General features: G+C 55.0%; 27 protein-coding genes, 1 other RNA gene and 1 other annotated feature. Of the genes, 13 read left to right on the top strand and 15 right to left on the bottom strand.

The genetic code is table 11. The annotated features are described in order from the left end of the window. Positions 1–429 precede the first annotated feature (429 nt). Positions 430–2,124 (top strand): YbaL family putative K(+) efflux transporter, encoded by a 1,695-nt coding sequence (gene ybaL / locus IBT54_RS10005; RefSeq protein ID WP_013357030.1) that lies wholly within the window; start codon positions 430–432, stop codon positions 2,122–2,124. 305 nt (positions 2,125–2,429) lie between these two features. Here ybaL and IBT54_RS10000 read toward each other — a convergent pair whose 3' ends face one another. From IBT54_RS10000 to IBT54_RS09960, 9 genes are all read right to left on the bottom strand, one after another. Further along, positions 2,430–3,731, bottom strand: a complete 1,302-nt coding sequence (locus IBT54_RS10000) for an inosine/guanosine kinase (RefSeq protein WP_201252086.1) — start codon at positions 3,729–3,731, stop codon at positions 2,430–2,432. A gap of 57 nt (positions 3,732–3,788) precedes the next feature. Next, positions 3,789–4,748, bottom strand: coding sequence for a ferrochelatase (hemH, locus tag IBT54_RS09995; protein ID WP_013357028.1), 960 nt, complete (start codon positions 4,746–4,748; stop codon positions 3,789–3,791). Between the two features lie 113 nt (positions 4,749–4,861). Then, positions 4,862–5,506, bottom strand: coding sequence for an adenylate kinase (adk, locus tag IBT54_RS09990; protein ID WP_013357027.1), 645 nt, complete (start codon positions 5,504–5,506; stop codon positions 4,862–4,864). A 456-nt stretch (positions 5,507–5,962) separates the two neighbouring features. Beyond that, the gene (gene htpG / locus IBT54_RS09985) at positions 5,963–7,837 is read right to left on the bottom strand and encodes a molecular chaperone HtpG (protein ID WP_013357025.1); all 1,875 of its coding nucleotides are present in this window, start codon (positions 7,835–7,837) and stop codon (positions 5,963–5,965) included. A 97-nt stretch (positions 7,838–7,934) separates the two neighbouring features. Further along, positions 7,935–8,540: a recombination mediator RecR gene (recR, locus tag IBT54_RS09980; RefSeq protein WP_013357024.1), complete on the bottom strand. Its 606-nt coding sequence runs from the start codon at positions 8,538–8,540 to the stop codon at positions 7,935–7,937. Continuing rightward, a complete protein-coding gene (locus tag IBT54_RS09975) occupies positions 8,540–8,872 on the bottom strand; it encodes a YbaB/EbfC family nucleoid-associated protein (RefSeq protein ID WP_003850423.1) in 333 nt (110 codons plus the stop codon). The genes recR and IBT54_RS09975 overlap by 1 nt, the downstream gene beginning before the upstream one ends. Positions 8,873–8,927: 55 nt before the next feature. Beyond that, positions 8,928–10,997: a DNA polymerase III subunit gamma/tau gene (gene dnaX, locus IBT54_RS09970; protein ID WP_110331468.1), complete on the bottom strand. Its 2,070-nt coding sequence runs from the start codon at positions 10,995–10,997 to the stop codon at positions 8,928–8,930. Continuing rightward, positions 9,525–9,586 (bottom strand) — a sequence feature (DnaX frameshifting element). It overlaps the preceding gene by 62 nt. Before the next feature lie 158 nt (positions 10,998–11,155). Continuing rightward, positions 11,156–11,707 (bottom strand): adenine phosphoribosyltransferase, encoded by a 552-nt coding sequence (gene apt, locus IBT54_RS09965; RefSeq protein WP_147788558.1) that lies wholly within the window; start codon positions 11,705–11,707, stop codon positions 11,156–11,158. A 144-nt stretch (positions 11,708–11,851) separates the two neighbouring features. Beyond that, a complete protein-coding gene (locus IBT54_RS09960) occupies positions 11,852–12,241 on the bottom strand; it encodes a DUF454 family protein (RefSeq protein ID WP_013357021.1) in 390 nt (129 codons plus the stop codon). Between the two features lie 57 nt (positions 12,242–12,298). Between IBT54_RS09960 and priC the strand changes: the two genes are divergently transcribed. The 3 genes from priC to rsmS are packed head-to-tail and all read left to right on the top strand — an operon-like array spanning position 12,299 to position 13,293. After that, positions 12,299–12,829 carry a primosomal replication protein PriC gene (gene priC / locus IBT54_RS09955; protein WP_147788559.1) on the top strand — a complete coding sequence of 177 codons (531 nt, stop codon included), beginning with the start codon at positions 12,299–12,301 and terminating at the stop codon, positions 12,827–12,829. 57 nt (positions 12,830–12,886) lie between these two features. Beyond that, positions 12,887–13,132, top strand: a complete 246-nt coding sequence (locus tag IBT54_RS09950) for a membrane protein (protein WP_013357019.1) — start codon at positions 12,887–12,889, stop codon at positions 13,130–13,132. Positions 13,133–13,140: 8 nt separating this feature from the next. After that, positions 13,141–13,293 (top strand): pleiotropic regulatory protein RsmS, encoded by a 153-nt coding sequence (rsmS, locus tag IBT54_RS09945; protein ID WP_013357018.1) that lies wholly within the window; start codon positions 13,141–13,143, stop codon positions 13,291–13,293. On the opposite strand, the gene acrR is transcribed toward rsmS, so the two are convergent. After that, positions 13,290–13,928, bottom strand: coding sequence for a multidrug efflux transporter transcriptional repressor AcrR (acrR, locus tag IBT54_RS09940; RefSeq protein WP_033731781.1), 639 nt, complete (start codon positions 13,926–13,928; stop codon positions 13,290–13,292). The two genes, rsmS and acrR, sit on opposite strands and share 4 nt — an antisense overlap. Positions 13,929–14,070: 142 nt before the next feature. On the opposite strand from acrR, the gene IBT54_RS09935 reads away from it, so the two are divergent. The 4 genes from IBT54_RS09935 (at position 14,071) to ykgO (ending at position 19,004) form a co-directional block, all read left to right on the top strand. Continuing rightward, positions 14,071–15,264, top strand: a complete 1,194-nt coding sequence (locus IBT54_RS09935) for an efflux RND transporter periplasmic adaptor subunit (protein ID WP_013357016.1) — start codon at positions 14,071–14,073, stop codon at positions 15,262–15,264. 16 nt (positions 15,265–15,280) lie between these two features. Continuing rightward, positions 15,281–18,436 carry a multidrug efflux RND transporter permease subunit AcrB gene (locus IBT54_RS09930; protein ID WP_033782198.1) on the top strand — a complete coding sequence of 1,052 codons (3,156 nt, stop codon included), beginning with the start codon at positions 15,281–15,283 and terminating at the stop codon, positions 18,434–18,436. Between the two features lie 161 nt (positions 18,437–18,597). Continuing rightward, complete coding sequence (locus tag IBT54_RS09925; RefSeq protein WP_033782196.1) at positions 18,598–18,852, top strand: type B 50S ribosomal protein L31; 255 nt, start codon at positions 18,598–18,600, stop codon at positions 18,850–18,852. Positions 18,853–18,863: 11 nt separating this feature from the next. Continuing rightward, entirely contained in the window at positions 18,864–19,004 is a 141-nt protein-coding gene (gene ykgO, locus IBT54_RS09920; protein ID WP_009091664.1) for a type B 50S ribosomal protein L36, read from the top strand. 45 nt (positions 19,005–19,049) lie between these two features. Here the strand turns inward: ykgO and IBT54_RS09915 are convergent, their stop codons facing one another. The 3 genes from IBT54_RS09915 to IBT54_RS09905 are packed head-to-tail and all read right to left on the bottom strand — an operon-like array spanning position 19,050 to position 21,452. Continuing rightward, positions 19,050–19,928, bottom strand: a complete 879-nt coding sequence (locus IBT54_RS09915; RefSeq protein WP_013357013.1) for a metal ABC transporter substrate-binding protein — start codon at positions 19,926–19,928, stop codon at positions 19,050–19,052. A 19-nt stretch (positions 19,929–19,947) separates the two neighbouring features. Continuing rightward, entirely contained in the window at positions 19,948–20,787 is an 840-nt protein-coding gene (locus tag IBT54_RS09910) for a metal ABC transporter permease (protein ID WP_041456684.1), read from the bottom strand. Then, positions 20,784–21,452: a metal ABC transporter ATP-binding protein gene (locus tag IBT54_RS09905; RefSeq protein ID WP_147788561.1), complete on the bottom strand. Its 669-nt coding sequence runs from the start codon at positions 21,450–21,452 to the stop codon at positions 20,784–20,786. Before IBT54_RS09905 ends, IBT54_RS09910 begins: the two co-directional genes overlap by 4 nt. 329 nt (positions 21,453–21,781) lie before the next feature. On the opposite strand from IBT54_RS09905, the gene IBT54_RS09900 reads away from it, so the two are divergent. The 3 genes from IBT54_RS09900 (at position 21,782) to IBT54_RS09890 (ending at position 22,900) form a co-directional block, all read left to right on the top strand. Beyond that, complete coding sequence (locus IBT54_RS09900) at positions 21,782–22,135, top strand: hypothetical protein (RefSeq protein WP_041456682.1); 354 nt, start codon at positions 21,782–21,784, stop codon at positions 22,133–22,135. Between the two features lie 147 nt (positions 22,136–22,282). Beyond that, a complete protein-coding gene (tomB, locus tag IBT54_RS09895) occupies positions 22,283–22,660 on the top strand; it encodes an Hha toxicity modulator TomB (protein ID WP_013357010.1) in 378 nt (125 codons plus the stop codon). A 24-nt stretch (positions 22,661–22,684) separates the two neighbouring features. Beyond that, positions 22,685–22,900, top strand: a complete 216-nt coding sequence (locus tag IBT54_RS09890) for an HHA domain-containing protein (protein ID WP_003850458.1) — start codon at positions 22,685–22,687, stop codon at positions 22,898–22,900. Positions 22,901–23,038: 138 nt separating this feature from the next. Here the strand turns inward: IBT54_RS09890 and ffs are convergent. Then, positions 23,039–23,135, bottom strand: an RNA gene (ffs, locus tag IBT54_RS09885) — signal recognition particle sRNA small type. A gap of 187 nt (positions 23,136–23,322) precedes the next feature. Here ffs and IBT54_RS09880 point away from each other — a divergent pair. Beyond that, positions 23,323–23,667, top strand: a complete 345-nt coding sequence (locus IBT54_RS09880) for an MGMT family protein (RefSeq protein ID WP_201252085.1) — start codon at positions 23,323–23,325, stop codon at positions 23,665–23,667. A 1-nt stretch (position 23,668) separates the two neighbouring features. Here IBT54_RS09880 and IBT54_RS09875 read toward each other — a convergent pair whose 3' ends face one another. After that, positions 23,669–24,226, bottom strand: coding sequence for a YbaY family lipoprotein (locus IBT54_RS09875; RefSeq protein WP_013357008.1), 558 nt, complete (start codon positions 24,224–24,226; stop codon positions 23,669–23,671). A gap of 190 nt (positions 24,227–24,416) precedes the next feature. Between IBT54_RS09875 and tesB the strand changes: the two genes are divergently transcribed. Continuing rightward, on the top strand, positions 24,417–25,280 hold the full coding sequence (gene tesB, locus IBT54_RS09870) for an acyl-CoA thioesterase II (protein ID WP_013357007.1): 864 nt from the start codon (positions 24,417–24,419) through the stop codon (positions 25,278–25,280). The last annotated feature ends 29 nt before the right edge of the window (positions 25,281–25,309 follow it).

Raw genomic sequence — 25,309 nt, 5'->3', positions numbered from 1 at the left:
ACGCTTTTCGTCTCTGCCTCCCCTTTGCAGAGCCGCAGAGTGACACCCGTGCAACAGCGGGCTATCGTGCCAGCCCGGGTCCGGTTTCTCACGGCTGAGCAGGAACAGGCAGTAAACCATGTTGTTAACCGATTGTTTACTGCTGCAAAAGTGCCGCTGGCTGGCTTTACACCCTCTGTGCGCGCATTTATCCCTTATTAATCCCAGACCGGCGTAATTTACCGAAGCTAATTTTTATTTATCCGGCCCTGTTTAAAGCGTCAAATCAGCCAATATTATGGATAATGGACAAAAACACCCTTTCGATTGTGTTTTCGACTTTTTTTCATGATTTTTTAAGGTGTTCCCGCAAATTGCTCAGCGAAAGAGGTGATTTTGTTTTAAACTCATTTGTTACAAGCGGATACATTTGTATACAAGGAGACAGGCATGCATCACACCACACCGTTGATCACTACCATTGTCGGAGCGCTGGTTCTGGCATTTCTCCTTGGGATGCTGGCAAACCGCCTGCGTATTTCGCCCCTCGTTGGCTATCTGATGGCCGGCGTGCTGGCTGGCCCCTTTACGCCCGGCTTTGTCGCAGATACCAATCTGGCCCCTGAACTGGCAGAACTCGGCGTTATCCTGCTGATGTTTGGTGTCGGCCTGCACTTCTCAATGAAAGACCTCATGTCGGTAAAGTCGATCGCCATTCCCGGTGCCATCGCGCAGATCGCAGTCGCGACGCTACTGGGAATGGGATTGTCATGGACGCTGGGATGGTCGTGGATGACCGGCCTGGTGTTTGGTCTCTGCCTCTCTACCGCCAGTACCGTGGTGTTACTGCGCGCGTTAGAGGAACGACAGCTGATTGACAGCCAGCGTGGACAGATAGCCATTGGCTGGCTGATTGTCGAAGATCTGGTGATGGTGCTGACGCTGGTGCTGCTGCCAGCCATTGCGGGCATGATGGAACAGGGCAACGCCAGCGCCGGACTGCTGGCCTGGGACCTGCTGTGGACCATCGGCAAAGTCGCTGCGTTTATGGTGCTGATGATGGTGGTGGGACGCCGTGCCGTGCCCTGGATCCTCGCCCGCAGCGCCGCCACCGGCTCACGCGAACTGTTTACGCTGGCGGTGTTAGCGCTGGCATTGGGCATCGCCTTTGGGGCCGTTGAATTCTTTGATGTTTCATTTGCGCTGGGTGCTTTCTTCGCCGGTATGGTGCTGAACGAGTCGGAACTGAGCCACCGTGCCGCACGCGATACCCTGCCGCTGCGTGATGCGTTTGCCGTGCTGTTCTTTGTTTCGGTCGGCATGCTGTTCGACCCGTCGATTCTGGTGACACAGCCGCTGGCGGTACTGGGCGCGCTGGTGATTATCGTGGTGGGCAAGTCGGTTGCCGCGTGGCTGCTGGTATCGCTGCTCGGCCATTCGCGCCGCACAGCACTGACCATTTCGGTCAGCCTGGCGCAGATTGGTGAGTTCGCCTTTATTCTCGCCGGTCTGGGCATCTCGCTGGGTCTGCTGAGTGATGAGGGCCGTAATCTTGTGCTGGCCGCCGCTATTCTGTCGATTATGCTTAACCCGATTCTGTTTACCCTGCTGGAGCGTTTCCTGGCCAAAACGGAATCCATGGAAGAACAGACGCTGGAAGAAGCTATTGAAGAAGAGAAGCAGATCCCAGTGGATTTCTGCAATCACGCAGTGATTGTGGGCTATGGCCGGGTTGGCAGCCTGATTGGTCAGAAGCTGCTTGAGGCTAATGTTCCGCTAGTGGTGGTTGAAAACTCCCGTACGCGGGTCGAAGCGCTGCGTGAACAGGGCATCAAGGCGGTGCTGGGGAATGCCGCTCGCGCGGACACCATGGAACTGGCACGGCTCGATTGCGCCCGCTGGCTATTACTGACCATCCCGAATGGCTACGAAGCGGGTGAAGTGGTGACGGCGGCGCGTGAAAAACATCAGAATATCGAGATTATCGCCCGCGCTCACTATGACGATGAGGTGGAGTACATCATGGAGCGTGGCGCTTCGCGCGTGGTGATGGGTGAACGTGAGATTGCCAGCAGTATGCTGCAAATCCTGCAGGATGAGATGACGCAGGGCGAAGATTTACAGCCCTGCGACGTCGTGCGCTAATGCCTTTTTAGCAAGGCCTCGCAGGCTACTGATATATCAAAATCAGGGTAAATTTTACCGCAACGAATAAACTCAATGCGCAGGGAACATGGGCAGAGGAGGAAAGCGTCCCGCGCCATGGACGGTGCGGGCCGAGCGGCCAGGGACGGTGCGGGCCGAGCGGCCAGGGATGGTTTAAGCGCCTTTCCGATCTGACCGTGTTCCCTTAGCAGGCTCGATCTCACCGCTAAACGAGCCAGACGTTGCCAGTCATCTAAGGCCCTTCTGTTCAGAAGGGCCTTTTTTACGCCCTGAGGCGACCCGCGTTACCGATCCCAGTAAGACTCTTCCAGACTGTCTTCGCGCTCCGGCAGGCCGCGGGTTAAACGCGGTGAATGCTGATTCAGCACCTGATAGCTGACGCGGTTGGCATACTTACACACCTGTGCCAGCGACGAATAGGTCAGATACGGACGCGCATGTTTACTGGAGTTCGGCACATTCAGGCTGTGATAGTTGTTAGCCGTAATGTCATGCAGCAACGCCGCCAGCGCGCCATCTCCGGCGCCATTGGTGTTCATGATCTTTTCCGGCCCGCCCATATAAGGCGCGATGTGCGAGAAGATGCGCAGCGGCTGCTGGCAATCCTGCTGACGCATCACGCGGCTGAACTCATACTGGTTGAATTCCGCAATCGCGCCAGGCAGCAGCGGATGGTTGGTTTTACGTTTGAACTCGTCTTCGGTGTAGCCCGCCATATAAAGCCCAATCGGGCCAGCGGTGCAGAGCACCAGATCCACCCAGTCCAGCGCCATATCGGAAGCAAGCAGCGGATCGGATTCGCCGGTCAGCGCCAGCGCTTCCTCCTCGTTCATCGCCACGATGCTGACGTGCTCGCGCAGGAAATCCCGCCAGAACTGAGGATTGTCGCCAATCACATGTTTGGTGCCCAGCGTCAGTACCACCGGCACGTTGTGGCGTTTGGCATATTCAATCGCCTGTAACGTTGCCTGCGGCATGGGTTCACCTTCGGCGCAGCGCACCAGATAGGAGGTCAGCACCAGCGCAGACGCACCGGCAATCACCTCTTCCGGCACATTATCCGGATGCAGCTGGTTCATCTGGCCGGGGCTGATCGCGAAGGTTCGCTCTCCATGTTCGCCAATCAGCGTAAAGCAGCGGCCAATAGCGCCATCAACGCCCTGCAGATAATTAAGATCGACCCGGCTTGAGGTGTTGCAGAGATAGCGATAGGCGTAGCCGCCAATCTGGATATTGTTGCACATTACGCCCAGCAGCACGGAGCGGTCATCGGCCAGCACCGAGAAGTTGTGCAGGGTGTTACCAATGGTGCCACCGGCAAACTGATGGGTGATCAGCGCATCGCGCATCAGCTCGTTGTACAACGCTTCCGCGACGGCATTATCGATAACCAGCGAGTGCCCGGCACTCAGGCCGTAACGGGCGAGAAAGTCGTCATCGACTTTGGCTTCGATATCCACCAGCGTCTGGTCGATACCCACCACCCAGCTGCCAGCATCTACATCGTGCTGAGCGGGCTGTAACAAGGGATCGCGTGCGCTGACGGGAAAGTAGTGTTTGGATTTGCGTTTGCCGGGAAATTTCATCGGGAATGCCGTCTGGAAAAACAGGCGGAGAATGATATCACACTCTCCGCCTGCGCTTTAACGGCGTGCGTCGACCAGTTGCACCATCATGTCGATATGCGCCTCATCGGCGTTCAGCGCCGGGATATACTCAAACTTCTCACCGCCGGCATGCATAAAGATTTCGCAGTTTTCACCACTGATCTCCTCCAGCGTTTCCAGGCAGTCAGACGAGAAGCCCGGACTCATGACCTGAACATGTTTGATCCCTTTGGCAGGCAGACTTTCCATGGTTTTGTCGGTGTAAGGCATCAGCCACGGCTCACGACCAAAACGCGACTGGAAGGTCATCATGTACTGATCCTCACGCAGACCCAGCGCTTTGACCAGGGCCGCCGTGGTATCGGCACAGCGCTGCGGATAGTCATCACCTTCGTTGGCGAAGCGCTGCGGAATGCCGTGGAACGACAATACCAGCAGATCGGGCTGACCGTGCCGCTCAAACGAGCGCTCTACCGTCGCTTTCAGTGCAGCGATATAGGCCGGATGTTCGGCGTAATCACGGATAAACTGCACATCGGGCAGCGAGCGATACCCTCTGAAGACGGTGGTCAGGCCATCCCATACCGCGGCCACGGTAGAGCAGGAGAATTGCGGATAGAGTGGCAGTACAATCAGGCGGGTGACGCCCTGCGCCATCAGCTTATCCACTGCGCTTTTCAGGCTCGGATTGCCATAGCTCATACCCAGCTCGACAGGCATATCGACGCGAGCCGCCAGGGCATCACGCTGACGCTGACTGTAGACCAGCAGCGGTGATCCACCTTCCATCCAGACCGATGCGTAGAGCTTCGACACGCGCGGCGAGCGAAACGGCAGAATGACAGCATTGAGAACCGGCCACCAGAGCCAGCGCGGTGCATCGACCACGCGCGGATCGCTTAAAAACTGTTTCAGATAGCGTTTAACTGCAGGTGTGGTTGGGGCGTCTGGCGTACCTAAATTAACCAATAACACGCCGGGCTTATCTTGCCTCATTTGAGTTCCTTGATGACAACGGGGATGCGTGAAAACAGGGAAATTGTAGCGGAATTAGTGGGAGGTAAAAGCAATTACTGCAAAAGGGGCCAGTGATACCGGCCCCATTGAGCTTAGCCGAGGATCTTTGCCAGCTCGGCACTCACTTCGGTCACCTTACGGGTGCCGTCGATTTTGTGATAGGCGGTGTTGCCCGCTTCGGCTTCTTTGCTGTAGTAAGCAATCAGCGGCGCGGTCATCTGATGGTATTCCACCAGGCGCTTACGCACGGTCTCTTCCTGATCGTCTTTGCGCGTGGTCAGCTCTTCGCCTGTGACATCATCTTTACCTTCCACTTTCGGTGGATTAAAGGTGACGTGATAAACGCGGCCAGATGGCGCGTGAACGCGACGGCCCACGATACGTTCAACAATCAGCTCGTCCGGTACAGCGAACTCCAGCACGTGATCAACGGTGATCCCGGCTTCTTTCATTGCATCTGCCTGAGGAATGGTGCGCGGGAAACCGTCGAGCAGGAAACCGTTTTTGCAGTCTTCCTGAGTGATACGCTCTTTAACCAGCGCAATCACCAGCTCATCGGTTACGAGTTTGCCAGCATCCATGATGGCTTTCGCCTGGTTACCCAGCTCGCTGCCTGCTTTTACTGCTGCACGCAACATGTCGCCAGTGGAGATTTGCGGAATGCCGTACTTCTCCATGATGAATTGGGCCTGAGTCCCCTTACCTGCGCCCGGAGCTCCGAGCAGAATAATACGCATTGCGTAAATCCCCTTGCGAATCGCATTGATCTATCTTAGAAGCGGAAGAACATACCATTATGACCCGCTCATCACAAGGAAGGGCGAGGATCGCTCAGGGCGGCTTTACTCTGTTTGTGGCCCTGAACCCGACCCGGCGGGTGGGACTGCTGCTTTTTCAGATTAACCGCCTGCGCTGAGCAGAAATGGCGGGATGCCGCACAGCCATAAAAAAAGCCGGTGATCATCACCGGCTTGATTTTGATGACCGCGTCAGGCCTGGACTGCTGTTTGATCGAGCCAGCGCAAAAAACACGGTCAGATCGGAAAGACGCAAAAGCCGTCATCCATGGCGCGGGACGCTTTCCTCTTCTGACCGTGTTCCCTGCGCACTGGGTTCATTCGTTGCGGCCAGAATCCCCCTGCTTTGACTTTAACAGCCGTCTGAGGCCGGTGAAATTCACCGGCCTGTTGCCGTTATGCGGTCAGCAGCTGGTTCATGCGACGGATAAACTGGTTAGGATCGTCCAGCGTGCCGCGCTCGGCCAGCAACGCCTGATCCAGCAGCAGTTCAATCCACTCACCAAAGCGTGTTTCATCCTGCGTATCGGCAACACGTTTCACCAGCGGGTGATCCGGGTTGATTTCAAACAGGTACTTCACTTCCGGCACTTCCTGTCCAGCCGCCGCGAACAGCTTCGCCATCTGCGTGGTCATCTCGTTGGCGTCGGTAGTCACAATCGCTGGCGTATCGGTCAGACGATGGGTCAGACGCACCTCTTTCACGCGTTCGCCCAGCAGATTTTTCACCCGCTCAACAAACGGCTCCAGCGCTTTTTCCGCCTCTTTCTGCTCTTCGGTCTCTTCATCCGCCAGCTTGCTCAGCGACTCATCCGCTTTGCTGACCGACTGGAAGGTTTTACCGTCGAACTCGGTAAGGTAACTCATCATCCATTCGTCGATGCGATCGGAAAGCAGCAGCACCTCAATGCCTTTTTTGCGGAACAGTTCCAGATGCGGGCTGCTCTTCGCGGCGGCATAGCTGTCAGCGGTGATGTAGTAAATCTTCTCCTGACCTTCCACCATGCGGCTGACGTAATCTTCCAGCGAAATGGTCTGTGCCGAACCTTCGCTCTGGGTGGTGGCGAAACGCAGCAGTTTTGCAATGGTTTCCTGGTTGGCGTTATCTTCCGCCGGGCCCTCTTTCAGCACCAGACCGAACTCATTCCAGAAGGTCTGGTATTTCTCGTTATCTTCTTTCGCCAGTCTTTCCAGCATCTGCAGGGTACGCTTAGTCAGCGCAGCACGCAGACTCTGGGTCACGCGGCTATCCTGCAGGATCTCACGGGAGACGTTCAGCGGCAGATCGTTCGAGTCAATCAGACCACGCACAAAGCGCAGGTAGTTCGGCATAAACTGCTCAGCGTCATCCATGATAAAGACGCGCTGCACGTAAAGTTTCAGGCCATGCTTCTGATCGCGGTTCCACATATCGAATGGCGCACGCGCCGGAATGTAGAGCAGGCTGGTGTACTCCTGCTTACCTTCCACCCGATTGTGGCTCCAGGCGACCGGATCGCTGTAGTCATGGGCGATATGCTTGTAGAACTCATTGTACTCGTCGTCGCTGATCTCAGATTTGTTGCGGGTCCACAGCGCCTGGGCTTTGTTGATTTTCTCCCAGTGCGTTCCCTCGCCCTCTTCATCTTTGCTCTCGATCTCAACCGGCAGCGCGATGTGATCGGAATATTTGCTGATGATGCTGCGCACGCGCCATGCGTCCAGGAACTCATCTTCGCCTTCGCGCAAATGCAGGGTGATCTCAGTACCGCGATCGGCTTTCTCAATCTCCGCCAGGGTATATTCGCCCTCGCCTGCGGATTCCCAGAACACGCCTTCATCGGCTGATGCGCCAGCGGCACGGGTACGCACCGTGACTTTGTCCGCCACGATAAAGGCAGAGTAGAAACCGACACCGAACTGACCGATCAGCTGGCTGTCTTTCGCCTGATCGGAGCCCAGCGACTCCAGGAAAGATTTGGTGCCTGATTTGGCGATAGTCCCGAGGTTCTCAATGACCTCATCGCGACGCATACCGATACCGTTGTCGCTGAGCGTGATGGTACGGTTGTCCTTATCAACAGAGAGACGAACACGCAGCTCGCCATCACCTTCATACAGGCTGGAATCTGACAGCGCACGGAAGCGCAGTTTGTCTGCCGCATCTGAGGCGTTGGAGATCAGCTCACGCAGGAAAATCTCTTTGTTTGAATAGAGAGAATGGATCATCAGGTGCAGAAGTTGTTTTACTTCCGACTGAAAGCCACGGGTCTCTTGTCCTTTCATGGTCATTGCTACCTCAACAAAACAGGTTGAACAAACGTTGAGGTTGATGTGGGGATGACAGGAGGAATTTCAAGCCGGTGTCTGTCACAACACCGGCAAGTGATTAAAATTTAAACTTCTGGCGGCCTGCCAGCGAGTGGGACAGCGTGGTGCCATCCACCATCTCCAGCTCTCCACCTACCGGCACACCGTGCGCGATACGGCTGGCGTCAACGCCATACTGGCCACAGAGCTCCGCGATGTAGTTTGCGGTTGCCTCGCCTTCTACCGTCGGGTTGGTGGCGAGGATCACTTCCTGCAGCGTTTCACTCTCCAGCCGCTGCTCCAGACGATCCAGACCGATATCAGCCGGACCGATGCCGTCGAGCGGCGAGAGATGCCCCATCAGCACAAAGTAGCGACCGCCAAACTGACCGGTTTGCTCAATGGCGTGGATATCTGCCGGGCTTTCTACCACGCAGATTTGACCATTCTGCTGACGCCGTGGATTGGCGCAGATGGTGCAAATTTCCTGCTCGGTGAATGTCCGGCAGTCAGAACAGTGTCCGATCTCCGACATCGCCCGGGTCAGCGCCTGTGCCAGCCGCATGCCACCGCTGCGATCGCGCTGCAGCAGCTGAAAAGCCATGCGCTGTGCCGACTTCGGCCCAACGCCGGGCAGACAGCGCAGCGACTCCATCAATGATTCAAGCAGTGGACTGGTTTGCATCAGAACGGCATCTTAAAGCCTGGTGGCAACTGCATGCCTGAGGAGACAGACGCCATCTTCTCTTTCTGGGTCTCATCAATGCGACGTGCCGCATCGTTGAACGCCGCGGCAATCAGATCTTCCAGCATATCTTTGTCATCTTCCAGCAGGCTGGGATCGACTTCCACGCGACGGCAGTTGTGCGCGCCGTTGATGGTGACTTTTACCAGGCCAGCACCCGATTCACCGGTCACTTCAATCGCGGCGATCTCTTCCTGAACCTTGGCCATTTTGTCCTGCATCTGCTGGGCCTGTTTCATCAGGTTGCCCAATCCGCCTTTACCACCAAACATAGTTTTCTCTCTCAGCTGAGGCTACAACGCTATCGTTACGATAGCAGCAGCGTGTCTAAACAGGTCGGATACTCTCCTCATCCAGATCGGCATCAAAAAATCGCTGCAGCGTCTGAATGTGGGTATCACAGGTGATCGACTGACGCGCCTGCGCCAGTTTCTCTTCGTAAATGGCCTGACGCCACTCCAGTGGCGTCAACACCGATGAATTATCGTCTTCAACGACAGAGAGTTCAACTTTCTGCCCGGCACTCTGGCTAAGCGCATCACTTAGCACCTGCTGCGCCGACGGTGAATTAAGGTGACGCTGGCTGCTGCGCAGATGCAGGCAGACACCATTTTCAGTTGTCTCTTTCCAGGCATTTAATGCCAGCTGCTGCACCAGCTTTGGCAGCGGCAGGGTTGTAATCTCTGCGGCCCAGGGATCGCGCTGCTGCGCCTCTTCGGCCAGACGCGCCGCCAGCTCAGGGGTTTTCTCATGCTCCAGCGCGGAACGCAAGGCCTTAGGCGTCGCCACCGGCTCCGCCACTTCAACCGGCTGATTAACCGCTTTCCAGCGGTATGCTTCCTCTTTTACCGGGGCGGCGGGCTCACGATCGCGGATACGCTGCTGACTGCGCTCGGTAACCGAGGCCAGCCGCTCCAGCGCGGAGTTGGCCGGCCGCGCACCTGGCGCCGCCGGCTCACTCTTTTTTGGCTTGTTCGCTCCCTGACGCAGCAACTGAGTGCGCGCCTGCAGGAGCTGGCTGGTGGAACTGGAAAGTGCCGTGTCAGGCGCCGCATCCGGTGGCGGCGCAGGCTGCGGAGCCGGATCGGGCGCGGCCATCTGTGGCTGAGCGGCCACCTGCTGTTGCGGAGCAGGCATCGGCTGCTGCGCTACGGGCGACCTTGTCTGAGCAGGTGACGATGTGGCTGGCTGTGCTGTCGTGGGTCGTGCTACAGGCGCAGGACCGGATGGTGCCGGTGACGTCTGCGCCGGAGCAACAGGTGCCATCTGTTCCGTTAACGCGGGACGCGCAATGGGTTCTGCCACCGCCGCTTTAGGATGAAACGCCAGGGCGCGCAGCAGCGTCATCTCAACGCCCATGCGGCGATCGGGCGCAATCGGCAGATCCTTACGGCCCATCAACAGGGTCTGATAATAGAGCTGCAGATCGGCTGGCGGCACCACGCGGGCCAGTTCACGCAGTCGGATCGCATTGCTTTCTTCGTCATCGTTGAGCGAGGCCGGCAGCAGTTGCACCATCGCAATCTGGTGCAGCAGGCGCAGCATCTCGACCAGCAGCGCCTCCCATTCCACCCCACGTGACGCGGCCTGGCTCAGCAGGTTCATTACCTGCTGACCGTTACCGTCAACCAGCGCTTCCAGCAGACCCAGCGGCTGTTCATCATCCAGCGTGCCGAGCATAACGCTGACCGTGCTGCTGGTCACCGCGCCCTGCCCCATGGCAATCGCCTGGTCGGTGAGGCTCAGCGCATCACGCATACTGCCATCGGCGGCACGCGCCAGCAGCTGCAGCGCCCGGGTTTCGCTCTCAATCTGTTCCTGCTTCAGCACATGCTCAAGCTGCTGACGGATTTGATCAACATCCAGCGCTTTGAGGTGGAACTGCAGGCAGCGCGAAAGAATGGTCACCGGCAGTTTCTGCGGATCGGTGGTCGCAAGCAGGAATTTAACGTGTGAAGGTGGCTCTTCCAGCGTCTTTAACAGCGCATTGAAGCTGTGACGCGACAGCATGTGCACTTCATCGATCAGATAAACTTTGAAGCGGCCACGCGCCGGGGCGTACTGCACGTTGTCGAGCAGATCGCGGGTGTCTTCAACTTTGGTGCGTGAGGCGGCGTCAATCTCAATCAGATCGACAAAGCGGCCCTGCTCAATTTCACGGCAATTATCGCACTGACCACAGGGCGTGGCGGTGATGCCGGTTTCGCAGTTAAGGCCTTTGGCCAGCAGACGCGCAATGGTGGTTTTCCCTACGCCGCGGGTGCCGGAGAAGAGATAAGCATGATGGATGCGTCCCAGAGACAATCCATTCGCCAGCGCCGTCAGAACATGTTCCTGACCGACAACATCAGCAAAAGCCTGGGGACGCCATTTTCGCGCAAGTACCTGATAGCTCATGTGGAGTTCGACGAAGTTGGATGGAAAGATGAGCGCAGACGCTCTGCAACCCCTGTATAAGATTGCAGTAGTCTATCAGCTACGCTTTTGGCTGGCACTCGTTATCTTGACGCCGGAGGCGTGACGGCCTCGCCGGGTAGCGAGACCGAAAGCGTGGCTTAGTGGCCGGGGAATTTGACCAGGCTGTAGCTCTCAACGCCCAGGGCATTGAGACGCGATTCACCGGTCAGATCGAACAGGTTGATAATGAAGGCTGCGTCTTTCACTTCACCACCAGCACGGCGAATCAGTTTAACGGTCGCTTCGATGGTGCCGCCGGTCGCCAGCAGATCGTCAACCACCAGCACCAGATCGCCTGGCTGGATGGCATCTTTGTGCAATTCCAGCTTATCGGTGCCGTATTCCAGTTCATAGGACTCGCTGTAAACCTCACGCGGCAGTTTGCCAGGCTTACGAACCGGAACAAAACCGACACCGAGACCTAATGCCACAGGTGCACCAAACAGAAAACCGCGCGCTTCCGTACCCACCACTTTGGTGATGCCTTTATTACGGTAACGCTCAACCAGCAGCGCAATCGACGCGGCGTAGGCTTTCGGATCTTCCAGCAGGCTGGTGACATCGCGGAACAGGATGCCTGGTTTAGGATAATTGGGGATACTTTTAATGCTGTTTTTAATGAATTCAAGCTGCTGCGCAGTGTCGGTCATAATGATACGCCTGGTAAAAAATTCTGTTTCGCGCAGCTTCAAAAGCGCTAATACCTGGTAAAAGGCTCAGCGGAAGTCAATTCACAAAGGGAAGCCACGCACGAAGACGCCCAAATCTAAGCAAATGACCGGCTAAATGCAACTTTATCGCGGCGGCGGCGGTGCGTCCGCTGTTTCTGCCACCACCGGAATACGCCACATAAACAGCAGCAGCGCCGCCAGCATGATTAGCAGCATGATGCGAACCCAGAGCTGATGCACCAGGAAAAGTGAGAGACTAAAGGTGGCGACAATCAGGCAGATAGCGCGCAATTTGGCACCCGGTGGCATGGCGCGATGCTGTTGCCAGTGACGCAGATAGCGGCCAAACGGTGATTTCCACAACAGCCAGTGATGGAATCGCGGCGATGAACGGGCAAAACACCAGGCCGCCAGCAGCATGAATGGCGTGGTGGGTAATAAAGGTAATACAATGCCCAGCGTCCCCAGCACAATCGCCAGCCAGCCGAGGGTTAATAACAGAATGCGTTGCATGAATCTCGCCCAGCTCTTTCCTCATCAGCGTACGTTAGCACAACTCAGGGCCAGACGATGAGTGCGATCGCTGTGCAACAGCGCCTGCACCAGCTCCTTATCGCCCTGCGTCAGGAGATTGCCCGCCATCCCGATGGCGTTTGCCGTCTGCCACGTTTTGATACTCAGCTATTCCAGACCAAAGGTACGCGACTGGCAGATTATCTGCAGGAGGTGGAACAGAACTTCGCCCGATTATGCGATGTTAGCCATGACCTTGCCCGCAGTGCCTGGCTGGCTGAACGCCTGGTCGATCAGATTGCCGCCCTGCAACGCGAGGCGAGTACCCAGCAGTTGCGTACCCGACGCGAACAACCAGTAAAGAACCCACGCGCGACTAAATATCAGGAGTACCGTGAATTTGAACGGCGTTTACTGGCGATGATCGATCAGCGTGAGCAGCGGCTGGCACTGGCTGAAACCCTGGCGGTACAGCATCAGCTGAAGCAGGATCTGGAAACGCTGGAGGGACGACTGGCACGCTGTCGACAGGCGATTCGCTCGGTTGAGTGGGCCTCGTCATTGCGCGGCAGTGAAGACGGCGAATAAAGCGCAGCGTGATAAAAGCGCTTCTATACTGGGTGTAATTCTGCGTGGAGAAGAACCATGGGTTTACTGACCTGGCTGCTATGCGGGCTGCTGCTGGGATTGCTGAAGCGTCTGCTGATGCCGGGACGACCCGGCGGCCTGATGGCGACCCTGACGCTATCGATGATCGGCGCACTGATTGGCGGCTATATCGCCACCTATTTTGAACTGGGCTCGCTGGCAACGTTGCACGCTGGCGCGCTGGGCATGGCGATTCTCGGCGCAGTGCTGATGCTGCTGGTCGCGGCCCGCTTACGTATTTAGGAGAAAAGATGTCACTGGAAAACGCCCCTGACGACGTCAAACTGGCAGTGGATCTGATTCAGCTTCTGGAAGAGCATCAATTGCCGGTTGAAACGGTGCTTTCAGCGCTGGCCATGGTGCAGCGCGATTTCGAGAACAAGCGCGATGGGCAGCCTGCTTAGCGCTGAGCAGTCAGCGTCGGACTAAGACGCAGCATATCAATAAAGGCATTGACCAGCGTTGGCGCGTCAGCGGCTAAATCAAAACTTTCGGGCGCAAACAGCCAGCTTTCCATCATGCCATTAACGTAACCACGCAGGATTAGTGCGGCCTGACGCGTACTGAGACTGCCCGGAAGTTGTCCGGCTTCAATGCACTGACGCAGAACATCTTCTATTTTGTCGTAGCACTCCAGCAGCAGGCTTTGCTGAATATTTTTCAGCGCCGACATTTCGCCTACAAATTCACATTTATGGAAAATGATCTCCATTAGAGCGCGGCGCTGCGGATCCTTTGCTGTTGCATCAAAGATATAGACCAGCATTGCGCGCAACACAGAGAGTGGATCACCAGGGTATTTTGTCTGATACTCAAGTTCCACATCGTCCAGACCAGCATCACAACGAAGCCATATTTCATGTAATACATCGGCTTTATTTTTGAAGTGCCAGTAGATAGCCCCACGCGTGACACTGGCGGCGGTGGCGATCTCTGCAAGAGAAGTGGCTGAGACGCCCTGCTGCGAAAACAGAACAATGGCGGCATCAAGAATTTGATGTCGCGTTTCAAGTGCTTGCGCTTTGGTTTTTCGTGCCATAGGGGGCTTTTTTTACAAACAGGTAAGTTTACATACATTTGTGAATGTATGTACCATAGCATGACCTGCGACTTGACACAGCAATGGGTTTTTCAGTTTGTGATCCATTGACCAATTGATATCGGACACTAGAGGTTTATTTATGAATAAAATCAGAGGATTATCGCCTCTGGCGGCCGTCCTGATGCTATCAGGCAGCTTTTTGTTAACAGGATGTGACAACAATAAATCCGAACAAGCTGCCCAGCAACCGCCAGCAGTGGGTGTTGTGACACTTAAAACTGAACCCCTGAAAATTTCGACTGAATTACCTGGCCGCACCTCAGCATATCGTGTGGCTGAAGTCCGTCCGCAGGTTTCCGGTATCATTCTGAAGCGTAACTTCATTGAAGGCAGCGATGTCAAAGCAGGTCAGTCTCTTTATCAGATCGATCCGGCGACTTATCAGGCCGCTTACGACAGTGCTAAAGGCGATTTGACTCAGGCTCAGGCGAATGCACGCATCGCTCAGCTGACCGTCAAGCGCTATAAACCGTTGCTCGGCACCAAATATATCAGTCAGCAGGATTATGACACCGCCGTTGCTACTGCCGCGCAAAACGATGCTGCCGTGCAGGTGGCAAAAGCCAATGTTGAAACGGCCCGTATTAACCTGGCATATACCAAAGTGACCTCGCCTATCAGTGGCCGCATCGGTAAATCCTCTGTTACCGAAGGTGCACTGGTACAGAGCGCACAAACCACCGCGCTGGCTACCGTGCAGCAGCTTGATCCCATGTATGTCGACGTGACCCAGTCGAGCGAAGATTTCATGCGCTTACGTTCAGAACTGGAATCGGGTCAGCTGAAGCAGAATGATGGCAAAGCCAACGTGACGCTGCTGATGCAGAATGGCAGCAGCTATGCACAGACCGGTACGCTGGAGTTCTCTGACGTGACCGTTGATGAAACCACCGGCTCCATCACCCTGCGCGCCATTGTCCCGAACCCTAACCACACGCTGTTACCGGGCATGTTTGTTCGTGCGCGTCTGGATGAGGGGATCAACCCGAATGCAATGCTGGTGCCGCAACAGGCTGTCACCCGCACGCCAACGGGTCAGGCAACCGTGATGGTTGTGGGTGCAGATAACAAAGTCGAATCACGTCAGGTCACCACCTCTCAGGCGATCGGTGACAAGTGGTTAGTGACCGACGGCGTTAAAGCAGGCGAACGTGTGATCAGCACCGGTCTGCAGCGTGCCAAGCCAGGCGCACAGGTTACTCCACAAGAAGTTTCAGACGATGCGAAAGCGGCACCCGATTCAAAGCCGCAGTCTGATAAGTCATCGTCATAACAGGAGCCGTTGATTCATGGCTAAGTTCTTTATCGATCGCCCCATCTTTGCGTGGGTGCTCGCCATCATCATCATGCTGGTCGGTGCGCTATCGATTCTCAAACTTCCGATCGAGCAATATCCTAATGTTGCGCCGCCGGCGATTGAGATTCAGGCGACCTACCCTGGTGCGGATGCAAAAACGCTGCAGGACTCGGTGACGCAGGTCATTGAGCAGAACATGAACGGTATCGATGGACTGATGTATATGTCCTCGAGCAGCGACTCATCCGGTACGCTGACCCTGACTATTTCCTTTGAGTCAGGAACAGATGCGGATATCGCGCAGGTTCAGGTGCAGAACAAACTGCAGCTGGCGACGCCGCTGCTGCCGCAGGAAGTGCAGCAACAGGGGATTCAGGTTAAAAAATCCTCCAGCAGCTTCCTGATGGTTGCGGGCTTCATCAGCGACGATGACAATATGACGCAGAATGATATTTCTGATTTCATTTCATCGTCCATCAAAGATCCTATCAGCCGTACCAAAGGTGTGGGTGATACCCAGGTATTTGGTGCGCAGTACGCGATGCGTATCTGGATGGATCCGCACAAGCTGAACAACTACAACCTGACCCCGGTCGATGTGATCAGCGCGCTGAACACTCAAAACACCCAGGTCGCTGCCGGTCAGTTGGGCGGTACGCCTCCGGTTCCGGGCCAGCAGCTTAACGCCTCCATCATTGCGCAAACCCGTCTGACCTCAACGGATGAGTTCGGTAAAATTCTGCTCAAAGTAAACGAGGATGGTTCTCAGGTTCGTCTGCGTGATGTGGCCAGAATTGAGCTCGGCGCAGAAAACTACGAGATCGTTGCCCGTTATAACGGCAAGCCTGCATCCGGTATCGGTATCAAGCTGGCCACCGGTGCGAATGCGCTGGATACCGCCAATGCGGTAAAAGCCGAGCTGGCCAAACTGCAGCCAACGTTCCCTGCCGGGTTAAAAGTGGTTTATCCGTATGACACCACCCCGTTCGTTAAGATCTCAATTTTCGAAGTCGTGAAAACGCTGATCGAAGCGATTGTGCTGGTGTTCCTGGTCATGTACCTGTTCCTGCAGAACTTCCGCGCCACGCTGATTCCTACCATCGCCGTACCTGTGGTATTGCTGGGTACGTTTGCCGTTATCAGCGCGTTTGGTTATTCGATAAATACCCTGACGATGTTCGGGATGGTGCTGGCCATCGGCTTGCTGGTGGATGACGCTATCGTGGTGGTCGAGAACGTCGAGCGCGTCATGGCGGAAGAAGGATTGCCGCCAAAAGAAGCGACCAAGCGTTCCATGGAGCAAATTCAGGGCGCACTGGTCGGTATCGCGCTGGTGCTTGCCGCCGTATTTATTCCGATGGCGTTCTTTGGTGGGTCGACCGGCGTTATTTATCGTCAGTTCTCAATCACTATCGTTTCAGCGATGGCGCTGTCGGTGCTGGTCGCCTTTATTCTGACGCCGGCACTCTGTGCCACCATGCTGAAGCCGGTTAAAAAAGGCGAGCACGGTAAAACCACCGGTTTCTTCGGCTGGTTCAACCGCATGTTCGACAAAAGCACCCACCACTATGTCGACAGCGTCGGTCACATGATCCGCAGTACGGGTCGCTATATGGTGATCTACCTGCTGATCGTGGTCGGTATGGCGTTTCTGTTTATGCGACTGCCCTCTTCATTCTTACCGGAAGAGGATCAGGGTCTGCTGCTCGCTCAGGCTCAGCTGCCAGCGGGTGCAACTCAGGAACGTACCCAGAAAGTGCTGGATCAGGTGACGGATTACTTCCTGACGCAAGAGAAAGATACGGTTAAATCCGTGTTCACCGTTAACGGCTTCGGCTTTGCTGGTCGTGGACAGAACACCGGTATCGCTTTTGTCAGTCTCAAGCCGTGGGATGAGCGTGCCGGTAGCGACATGAAAGTTCCGGCGATTGCTGGCCGTGCCATGCAGGCGCTGGGCGCGATCAAAGATGCGATGGTCATCCCCTTCAACCTGCCAGCGATTATCGAGCTGGGTAACGCGACCGGCTTTGACTTTGAGCTGATCGATCAGAACAACCTCGGCCACGATAAGCTGACGGAAGCACGTAATCAGCTGTTCGGTATGATTGCGCAGCATCCTGATACGCTGGTGGGTGTTCGCCCTAACGGGATGGAAGATACACCGCAGTACAAACTGACTATCGATCAGGAAAAAGCGCAGGCGCTGGGCGTATCACTGAGTGATATCAATACCACGCTGGCAGCCTCCTGGGGCGGCTCCTACGTAAATGACTTTATCGACCGCGGTCGTGTGAAGAAAGTTTATGTCATGGGTAATGCGGATTCCCGTATGCTGCCGGACGACATTGGTAAATGGTACGTGCGTAACAGCAGTGGAACCATGGTGCCCTTCTCTGCCTTCTCGTCAGCGAAGTGGCAATATGGTTCACCGCGTCTTGAGCGCTACAACGGTCTGCCAGCCATGGAAATTCTGGGCCAGGCCGCACCAGGCAAAAGCTCCGGTGCAGCAATGGACCTGATGGAAGAGCTGGCGGCGAAGCTGCCTGCTGGCATCGGCTATGACTGGACCGGTATGTCCTATCAGGAACGTCTGTCAGGCAACCAGGCACCTGCGCTCTATGCCATCTCGCTGATTGTGGTCTTCCTGTGTCTTGCCGCACTGTACGAGAGCTGGTCGATTCCATTCTCGGTCATGCTGGTTGTTCCACTCGGGGTCATCGGTGCGCTGATCTTTACCACGCTGCGTGGCCTGAGTAACGACGTCTACTTCGTGGTGGGGTTACTGACAACCATCGGCCTCTCGACCAAGAACGCCATCCTTATCGTCGAATTTGCCAAGGATTTGATGGATAAAGAGGGTAAAGGGCTGATTGAAGCAGCGCTGGAAGCCTGTCGTATGCGTCTGCGTCCTATCCTGATGACGTCACTGGCGTTTATTCTCGGGGTGCTGCCGCTGGCGATCAGTACGGGTGCTGGCTCCGGTTCACAAAACGCCGTAGGTACTGGCGTTATCGGGGGCATGGTCACCGCGACCATACTGGCGATCTTCTTCGTTCCTGTGTTCTTTGTGGTGGTACGCCGCCGCTTTGGCAAGAAAAAAGAAGAATCAGCGAACAGTCATCCGGTTGAGCACAACCAGACTCACTAAGCTGTAAATCATCTGAGGCCGCGCAAGCGGCCTTTTTTTTGCCTGCGATTCTGCCCTTCTCCCTTCCTGACACTTCACGCGAGCTGACATTCTGGCAGTTGCAATCCTGAACGGTGCGGCGCATAATAATGTTATATTATAACATTACAAAGGCGGGCATTATGAAAGCGAATATTCATCCTCACTATCGTCATGTGGTCTTCCATGACACATCAGCTGACGTTTATTTCAAAATCGGTTCAACCATCAAAACCGATCGCACCGTAGAGTTTGAAGGTGAAACGCTGCCCTACGTCACGCTGGATGTGTCGTCGGCCTCGCACGTTTTCTATACCGGCAAACAGAAAGATTTCGCCAAAGAGGGCAGCACCGCGCGCTTTAATCAGCGTTTCGGGCGCTTTCTTGGCCGTAAATAAGGAAAAGATTCATGCAGGTATTGAGTTCGCTGCGCTCAGCAAAAAATCGCCATCGGGATTGCAGGGTAGTGCGCCGCAAGGGACGGATTTACGTGATCTGTAAAACGAATCCACGCTTTAAAGCCGTACAGGGAAGGAAGAAAAAACGCTAGTGTGTGTCGTGATGACTGGCCGGGCTTGCCCGGCCTTTTTTATGCTTAGCGCATGCTCTTCAGCATCGCATTCACGTTATGTTTAAAGGCCGCCTGATAAGTGGCTGCCGGGCCAGAGGCGGTGGACAACGCTTCCGGATAGAGTTCGCCACCCGGTTCAGCGCCGGTGGCACTGGCAATCTGTTTAACCAGGCGCGGGTCGGTCTGATTCTCGATGAAATAGCGGTTGATATGCTGCTGCTTGAGTTGGGTGATTAAACTACCCACGTCACTGGCACTCGCTTCCGCTTCAGTAGAGAACCCTACCGGCGCAAGAAACGTCACGCCATAGCGCTGTCCAAAATACCCAAACGCATCATGACTGGTCAGCACTTTCCGCTTGTCGACAGGCACAGCATCAAAGGCCATTTTTGCCCAGCTATCCAGCGCCTCCAGTTGCTGAATGTAATTCTGACCGCGCTGACGAATGGCTGCGGCATCTTCAGGATCGGCTTTGACCAGCGCATTCATCACATTGGTCGCGTAAATCACACCGTTCTGCATGCTGTTCCAGGCGTGCGGATCGGTAACGGTTTTGCCGTCCTCCTCCATGCTGCGGGTCGTAACGCCGGTGGAGGCGACAACCGGCTGGCCGCGATATCCGGAGGCGCTGACCAGCCGATCCATCCACCCTTCCAGTCCCAGTCCACTGACAAAAACCAGATCGGCCTTTGCCAGTGCCTGACTGTCCTGTGGCGTCGGTTCAAACGTATGAGGATCGCCATTCGGCCCCACCAGGCTTTTCACGTTGACATGGTCGCCGCCGACCTGCTTAACGATGTCTGCCAGCACGGTAAAGCTGGCCACCACATCCACTGTTTTTGCCATCGCAAAAGGCGTGGCAAACAGCGCCGCGAGCGCCAGGCTAACCGGTAATTTCTTCATAGATAGATACCCCTTAAGATTAATGGCGGCGCAAAATCCCGCCGCACGGCCCTGCAAGAATGGAGAGAAAAAACAGCATGGCGGCGCTCAGCACCACAGCGGGGCCGGCCGGCAATGAAAAGTGCCAGGAGAGCATCAGCCCCGCCAGCGCTGAAATCATTGCCAGGAAAATGGCAATCACCAGCATTGCGGCAAGATGACGGCTCCAGAAACGGGCGCTGGCGGCGGGCAGCATCATCAGTCCCACCGACATCAGCGTGCCCAGAACCTGAAAGCCCGCGACCAGGTTCAGCACCACCAGCATTAAAAACAGACCATGCACCAGCGGCGCGCTCCATTTCCCCTGCGCCCGCAGAAAGTCACCGTCAAATGCGTCGATGACAAGCGGACGATAGATGATCGCCAGCACAATCAGCGTAAAGGCAGCGATGCCGCCGACCAGCAGCAGCGCGGCATTATCCACCGCCAGCAGCGAGCCAAACAGAACGTGCAGCAGATCCACGCTTGACCCGCGTAATGAGACCAACGTGACGCCCAGCGCGAGGGAGCCAAGATAGAATCCGGCAAAACTGGCATCCTCTTTCAGGGGCGTATAACGACTGACCGCGCCAGAAAGCAGCGCCACGGCTAAACCGGCGATCAGGCCGCCGATACCCATCGCAACCAGTGACAGGCCGGAAATCAGATAGCCAATAGCGGCACCGGGCAGCACTGCATGTGATAAGGCATCACCAATCAGGCTCATCCGGCGCAGTGAAAGGAACACGCCGAGCGGCGTAGCGCTGACCGCCAGTGCAAAGCAGGCCACCAGCGCGCGCCGCATAAAACCGAACTCAATAAAAGGCTGCATCAGGGTCACGGCGCACAACTCCGCAAAGGGATAGCAGGCTGGCTGGTGCAGTTGACCTCACTATCATCCATCGACATCACGTTACTGAAGTAGCGCGCCACCAGCGGGCGATTGTGCAGCACCACCAGCAGGGTTGTGCCGGCCTGCTGTTGCTGTTCAAGGATCGACATCAGTAATGTCACGGTCTGGCTGTCAATGCCGTTGAAAGGCTCATCCAGCAGCCAGAGCTGGCTGCGCTGCAACATCAGCCGCGCAAACAATACGCGCTGAAGTTGTCCGCCTGATAAAGTCGCGGGCTGCGCATCTGCATAATCACCCATCTGAACGGCCTCCAGCGCTTGCCAGATTTCCCGGCGTAGTACCCGGTTAATACCGCCGAACCAGCCGCAGCGCGGCCAGCAGCCTATGGAGACCAGTTCAAATACTGTCAGGGGAAAACGGGTTTCAAGTTCTGTACGCTGCGGCATCCAGCCGATATCCCGACGCGAAACCTGCAATTCACAACGTCCGGCTATCGGTGGCAACAAACCCGCAATGGTTTTGAGCAGGGTTGATTTGCCACTGCCATTAGCACCGACCAAGGCTGTCATTGAGCCAGCTGCAAGCTGCCCGGTAACCGGCGGGGTTACGCTCTGTCCCTGATAGCCAGCACGAAGCGTATTGAACCGGATCATGCGCTGATCCCCCATTTTATGGCCACGGCAAGCAGCGCGATGAATAGCACCGCTACACTCAGCCGCCCACCCAATGACATAAGTAATCCACTCTGACGCATCGTCTCACCAATATGTTATAACATAACAATCAAGATACCGGATATTCCCGTCAGGGAAACGCGTGATTGTGTATCAAAAGATAAACAGCGATGGGACTTACGGCAGGAGGCTGGCAGGCACAGTCGCCTGCTGACGCGCAGATGCTGACAGTTTTGTGCTCTGCTGGCTTGCAAACCAGTTGCAGAAAACCAATGATAGGTTTATTAACGGTTATTAGTGGATCAGATATGCTGTCACGTATTGAATGTGATATTGCCCCGGGCGAATCAGACTGCGCAAAAATAGCAGAGATTGTTCAGCGGAATATTCTCAAAATAACAGATTTGCTGGTGGGCGATTTACGCTGGTACTCACAGAATGCACAGTTAGTTCCAGGCAGTTTAAAAATTGTTTCGGTTGAATACCTGGATATGAATAGTTTTAAATTACTTTACGATTTTGACTGGAATTTATTTAGTCCCTGTCTGGATCTAAATGAAACCGTGACGCAATCTGAGCAGGTAAATTTTCACATTAAGCCCGGAGCACTTGAGTTTGATGTGATCGACAATCAGCAGCCCTCCCCTGGCGATGAATTGTAATATTTAGTAATGGAGGTGAGCAGAACTAATGGTTCTACACTATCTTTAAGGTATCCCGTTTAATAACTGCCCGAATAATCGCTTCCTGGCCGCGTTATCCAATATCGCCGCCCTGCGGCAACTGTGCTAGCTATGGAGGGGAAAAAGATGGACGAATACTCACCGAAACGGCATGATATTGCCCAGCTTAAATATCTGTGTGAGAGCCTGTTTGACGACAGCATGGCAACATTAACCGACAGCCATCACGGCTGGGTGAACGACCCCACTTCTGAAAGCAATCTGCAGCTTAACGATTTGATTGAACACATTGCCTCTTTCACCATGAATTACAAAATTAAGCACGTTGAAGATGAAGCGCTGATTTCGCAAATCGATGAATATCTTGATGATACTTTTATGCTATTCAGCAACTATGGTATCAATAGTCCGGATCTTCAACGGTGGCAACGTTCAGCAAAACGCTTATTTAATCTGTTCACTGAAGAGTGCGCTTTTCTCCAGCAACCAAGCCATTCATTATAGTACAGACATGAGAACGGTTTATTTATGAACAAAACCCTGACTAAAACCGATTATTTGATGCGACTGCGGCGTTGCCGCTCTCTGGATACCCTGGAAAGGGTCATTGAAAAAAATAAGTATGAATTACCCGAGGATGAATTAGCGGTATTTTACTCTGCAGCTGACCATCGCCTGGCGGAACTGACGATGAACAAGCTTTATGATAAAGTCCCAGGTTCAGTATGGAAATTTGTCCGCTAATCTGACGGATTGCTGCTACGTTTAATCTCCTCTTTAGTACCAGATATTCCTGCCTGCCGGCAAAGGATCGGCCCAGGCGGGTTTTGCCTGTCTGCAGTTTATGGAGAGGAGATATTCAGAGGGAGAAAATGGTGGGGGCCCTGCCAGCTACATCCCGGCACACGCGTCACCTGCTGCGGCTGCTTCCTTCCGGATCTGACCGAGTTCACAAGCTAGCATTGCGGGAGAACCAACAGGGCCCCCATTGACAAGCCCTCTTTACGAGAGCGGGGGCATTATCTGGGAAGGAGGTGGCAATTGCAAGCGTAGTCGGGACAACCGTTGTTTTCTTGAACAACCAACGTGCTGGCACTGTCTCTTCATCCTCGCCATGCTAAAGTTAAAACCCTATTCCTGATGAAAAAAGCAGAAGAAATAAGCACATGGATCAGCCTGACTCTTTCCGGCAACGCATCTGGCAAATTGTTGCCGCCATTCCCTATGGCCACGTCGCGACCTATGGCGACGTTGCGCGACTGGCGGGTTCCCCGCGCGCGGCACGTCAGGTGGGCGGCGTGCTGAGCCGGTTACCAGAAGGCACCACGCTTCCCTGGCATCGTGTCGTCAATCGTCACGGTACTATCTCACTGCAGGGCGACAGTCTGTTGCGGCAGCGGGATGCGCTGGAAGCGGAAGGTATAGAGGTCAGTAATGAGGGACAGCTCGATCTTAAAACTTATCGCTGGGATTTCAGGCAGGAAAAAGGGGCGACAACGTCGCCCCGATAAATTAAATATGGGTTGGTGCCGGAACAGCAGCCGATGGCGTCACCTGAGTGGGTGACGTCGACGGAACAGTCGTCGCTGCGCCTGGCTGAGTTGGCATCGCTACTGACGGTACCGGTACCAGCAGCAGTTCAGCTTTAGTGCCGCCCTGGTTGATGACCGGCTTCACGCCTTCAGTGACAAAGGCCAGCTTGCCATCAATTGAGATGGCTGCGCTTAACAGAATGCGCGCGTTGGGCTGAATGTCGGCCGGGTTAAACGGTAATACAAACTGGAACGGTGCCTGTTTGCCTTCAGTACGCACCACGCGCTGCGACAGCACTTTTGATGGCGCGTCGGATACAGAGGCATCAGAAAGCGTCACGGTTAATACCGCATCCGGCGGCAGCGCAATGCGCTGGCGGATAAAGACTGAACCACTTACGTTTGGCTGCGCAATCGCGGCCGTCTGTCCTGCAACTGCAGAACCCAGCGTTGGTGTTGGCACTGGTTTACTCTTGTCGGCACATCCCGCAACAGCAACCGCAATAACTACCCCACTGAACACATGCCTGAGTTTCATTGATGTCGTCTCCATTTGATCAAAATGATTGTCGGCAGCGAATCCTGCTTACAGCGCTTCACTCGCCGTATGTGCTTAATATTGGCACAAAAATGAAATTTTGCCTGGCACAGGCAAAGCGGAAAGTCTGATTGACGTCAACTGGTCCGATCTTTCACACTGAGCGAGTCACTATATTGAGGAATGCGCCATGAGTCAGGCACTGCAAAATCTGCTGAATTTATTGAATCTGGAAAAACTGGAAGAGGGTTTATATCGCGGCCAGAGCGAAGATCTGGGACTGCGCCAGGTGTTTGGCGGTCAGGTGGTGGGTCAGGCACTGTATGCCGCGAAGCAAACCGTCGCGGAAGATCGCATTATTCACTCATTTCACAGCTATTTTTTGCGGCCCGGCGATAGCCAGAAAGCGATTATCTATGATGTTGAAACTCTGCGTGATGGCAAAAGTTTCAGCGCACGCAGGGTCAGCGCCATTCAGAATGGCCAGCCGATTTTTTATATGACGGCCTCTTTCCAGTCACCGGAAAGCGGATTTGAGCATCAGAATCCGATGCCCCAGGTGGCGGGGCCAGAAAACCTGCTAACCGAACAGGCGATGGCGCAGAAAATGGCGCATCTGCTGCCAGAAAAGTTACGTGAAAAATTTATTGCTGAACGTCCGCTGGAGATTCGCCCGGTGCAGATCCATAACCCGCTTCGTGGACATGTGGATAAACCGGAGCGTCAGGTCTGGATCCGTGCCACCGGCCCCCTGCCCGATGACCTGCGTATCCATCAGTACCTGCTCGGCTATGCCTCTGACCTCAACTTCCTGCCGGTCGCGCTGCAGCCGCATGGCAAAGGCTTTTTAGAGCCGGATATGCAGGTCGCCACAATCGACCACTCTATGTGGTTCCATCGCCCGTTCGACTTCACTGAATGGCTGCTCTACAGCGTGGTCAGTACCTCAGCTTCTGGCGCACGCGGTTTTGTCCGCGGCGAGTTCTACAATCAGCAGGGTGTGCTGGTAGCCTCAACCGTTCAGGAAGGGGTAATGCGCCAGCGCAGCGAATGAAGAGAATAAAAAAAGGGGCGATTGCTCGC

Source organism: Pantoea sp. S62 (assembly GCF_016658625.1).
Lineage (GTDB): Bacteria > Pseudomonadota > Gammaproteobacteria > Enterobacterales > Enterobacteriaceae > Pantoea > Pantoea vagans.
Note: the sequence above shows the minus strand (reverse complement) of the source record. Positions and strands in the feature narration are given on the sequence as shown.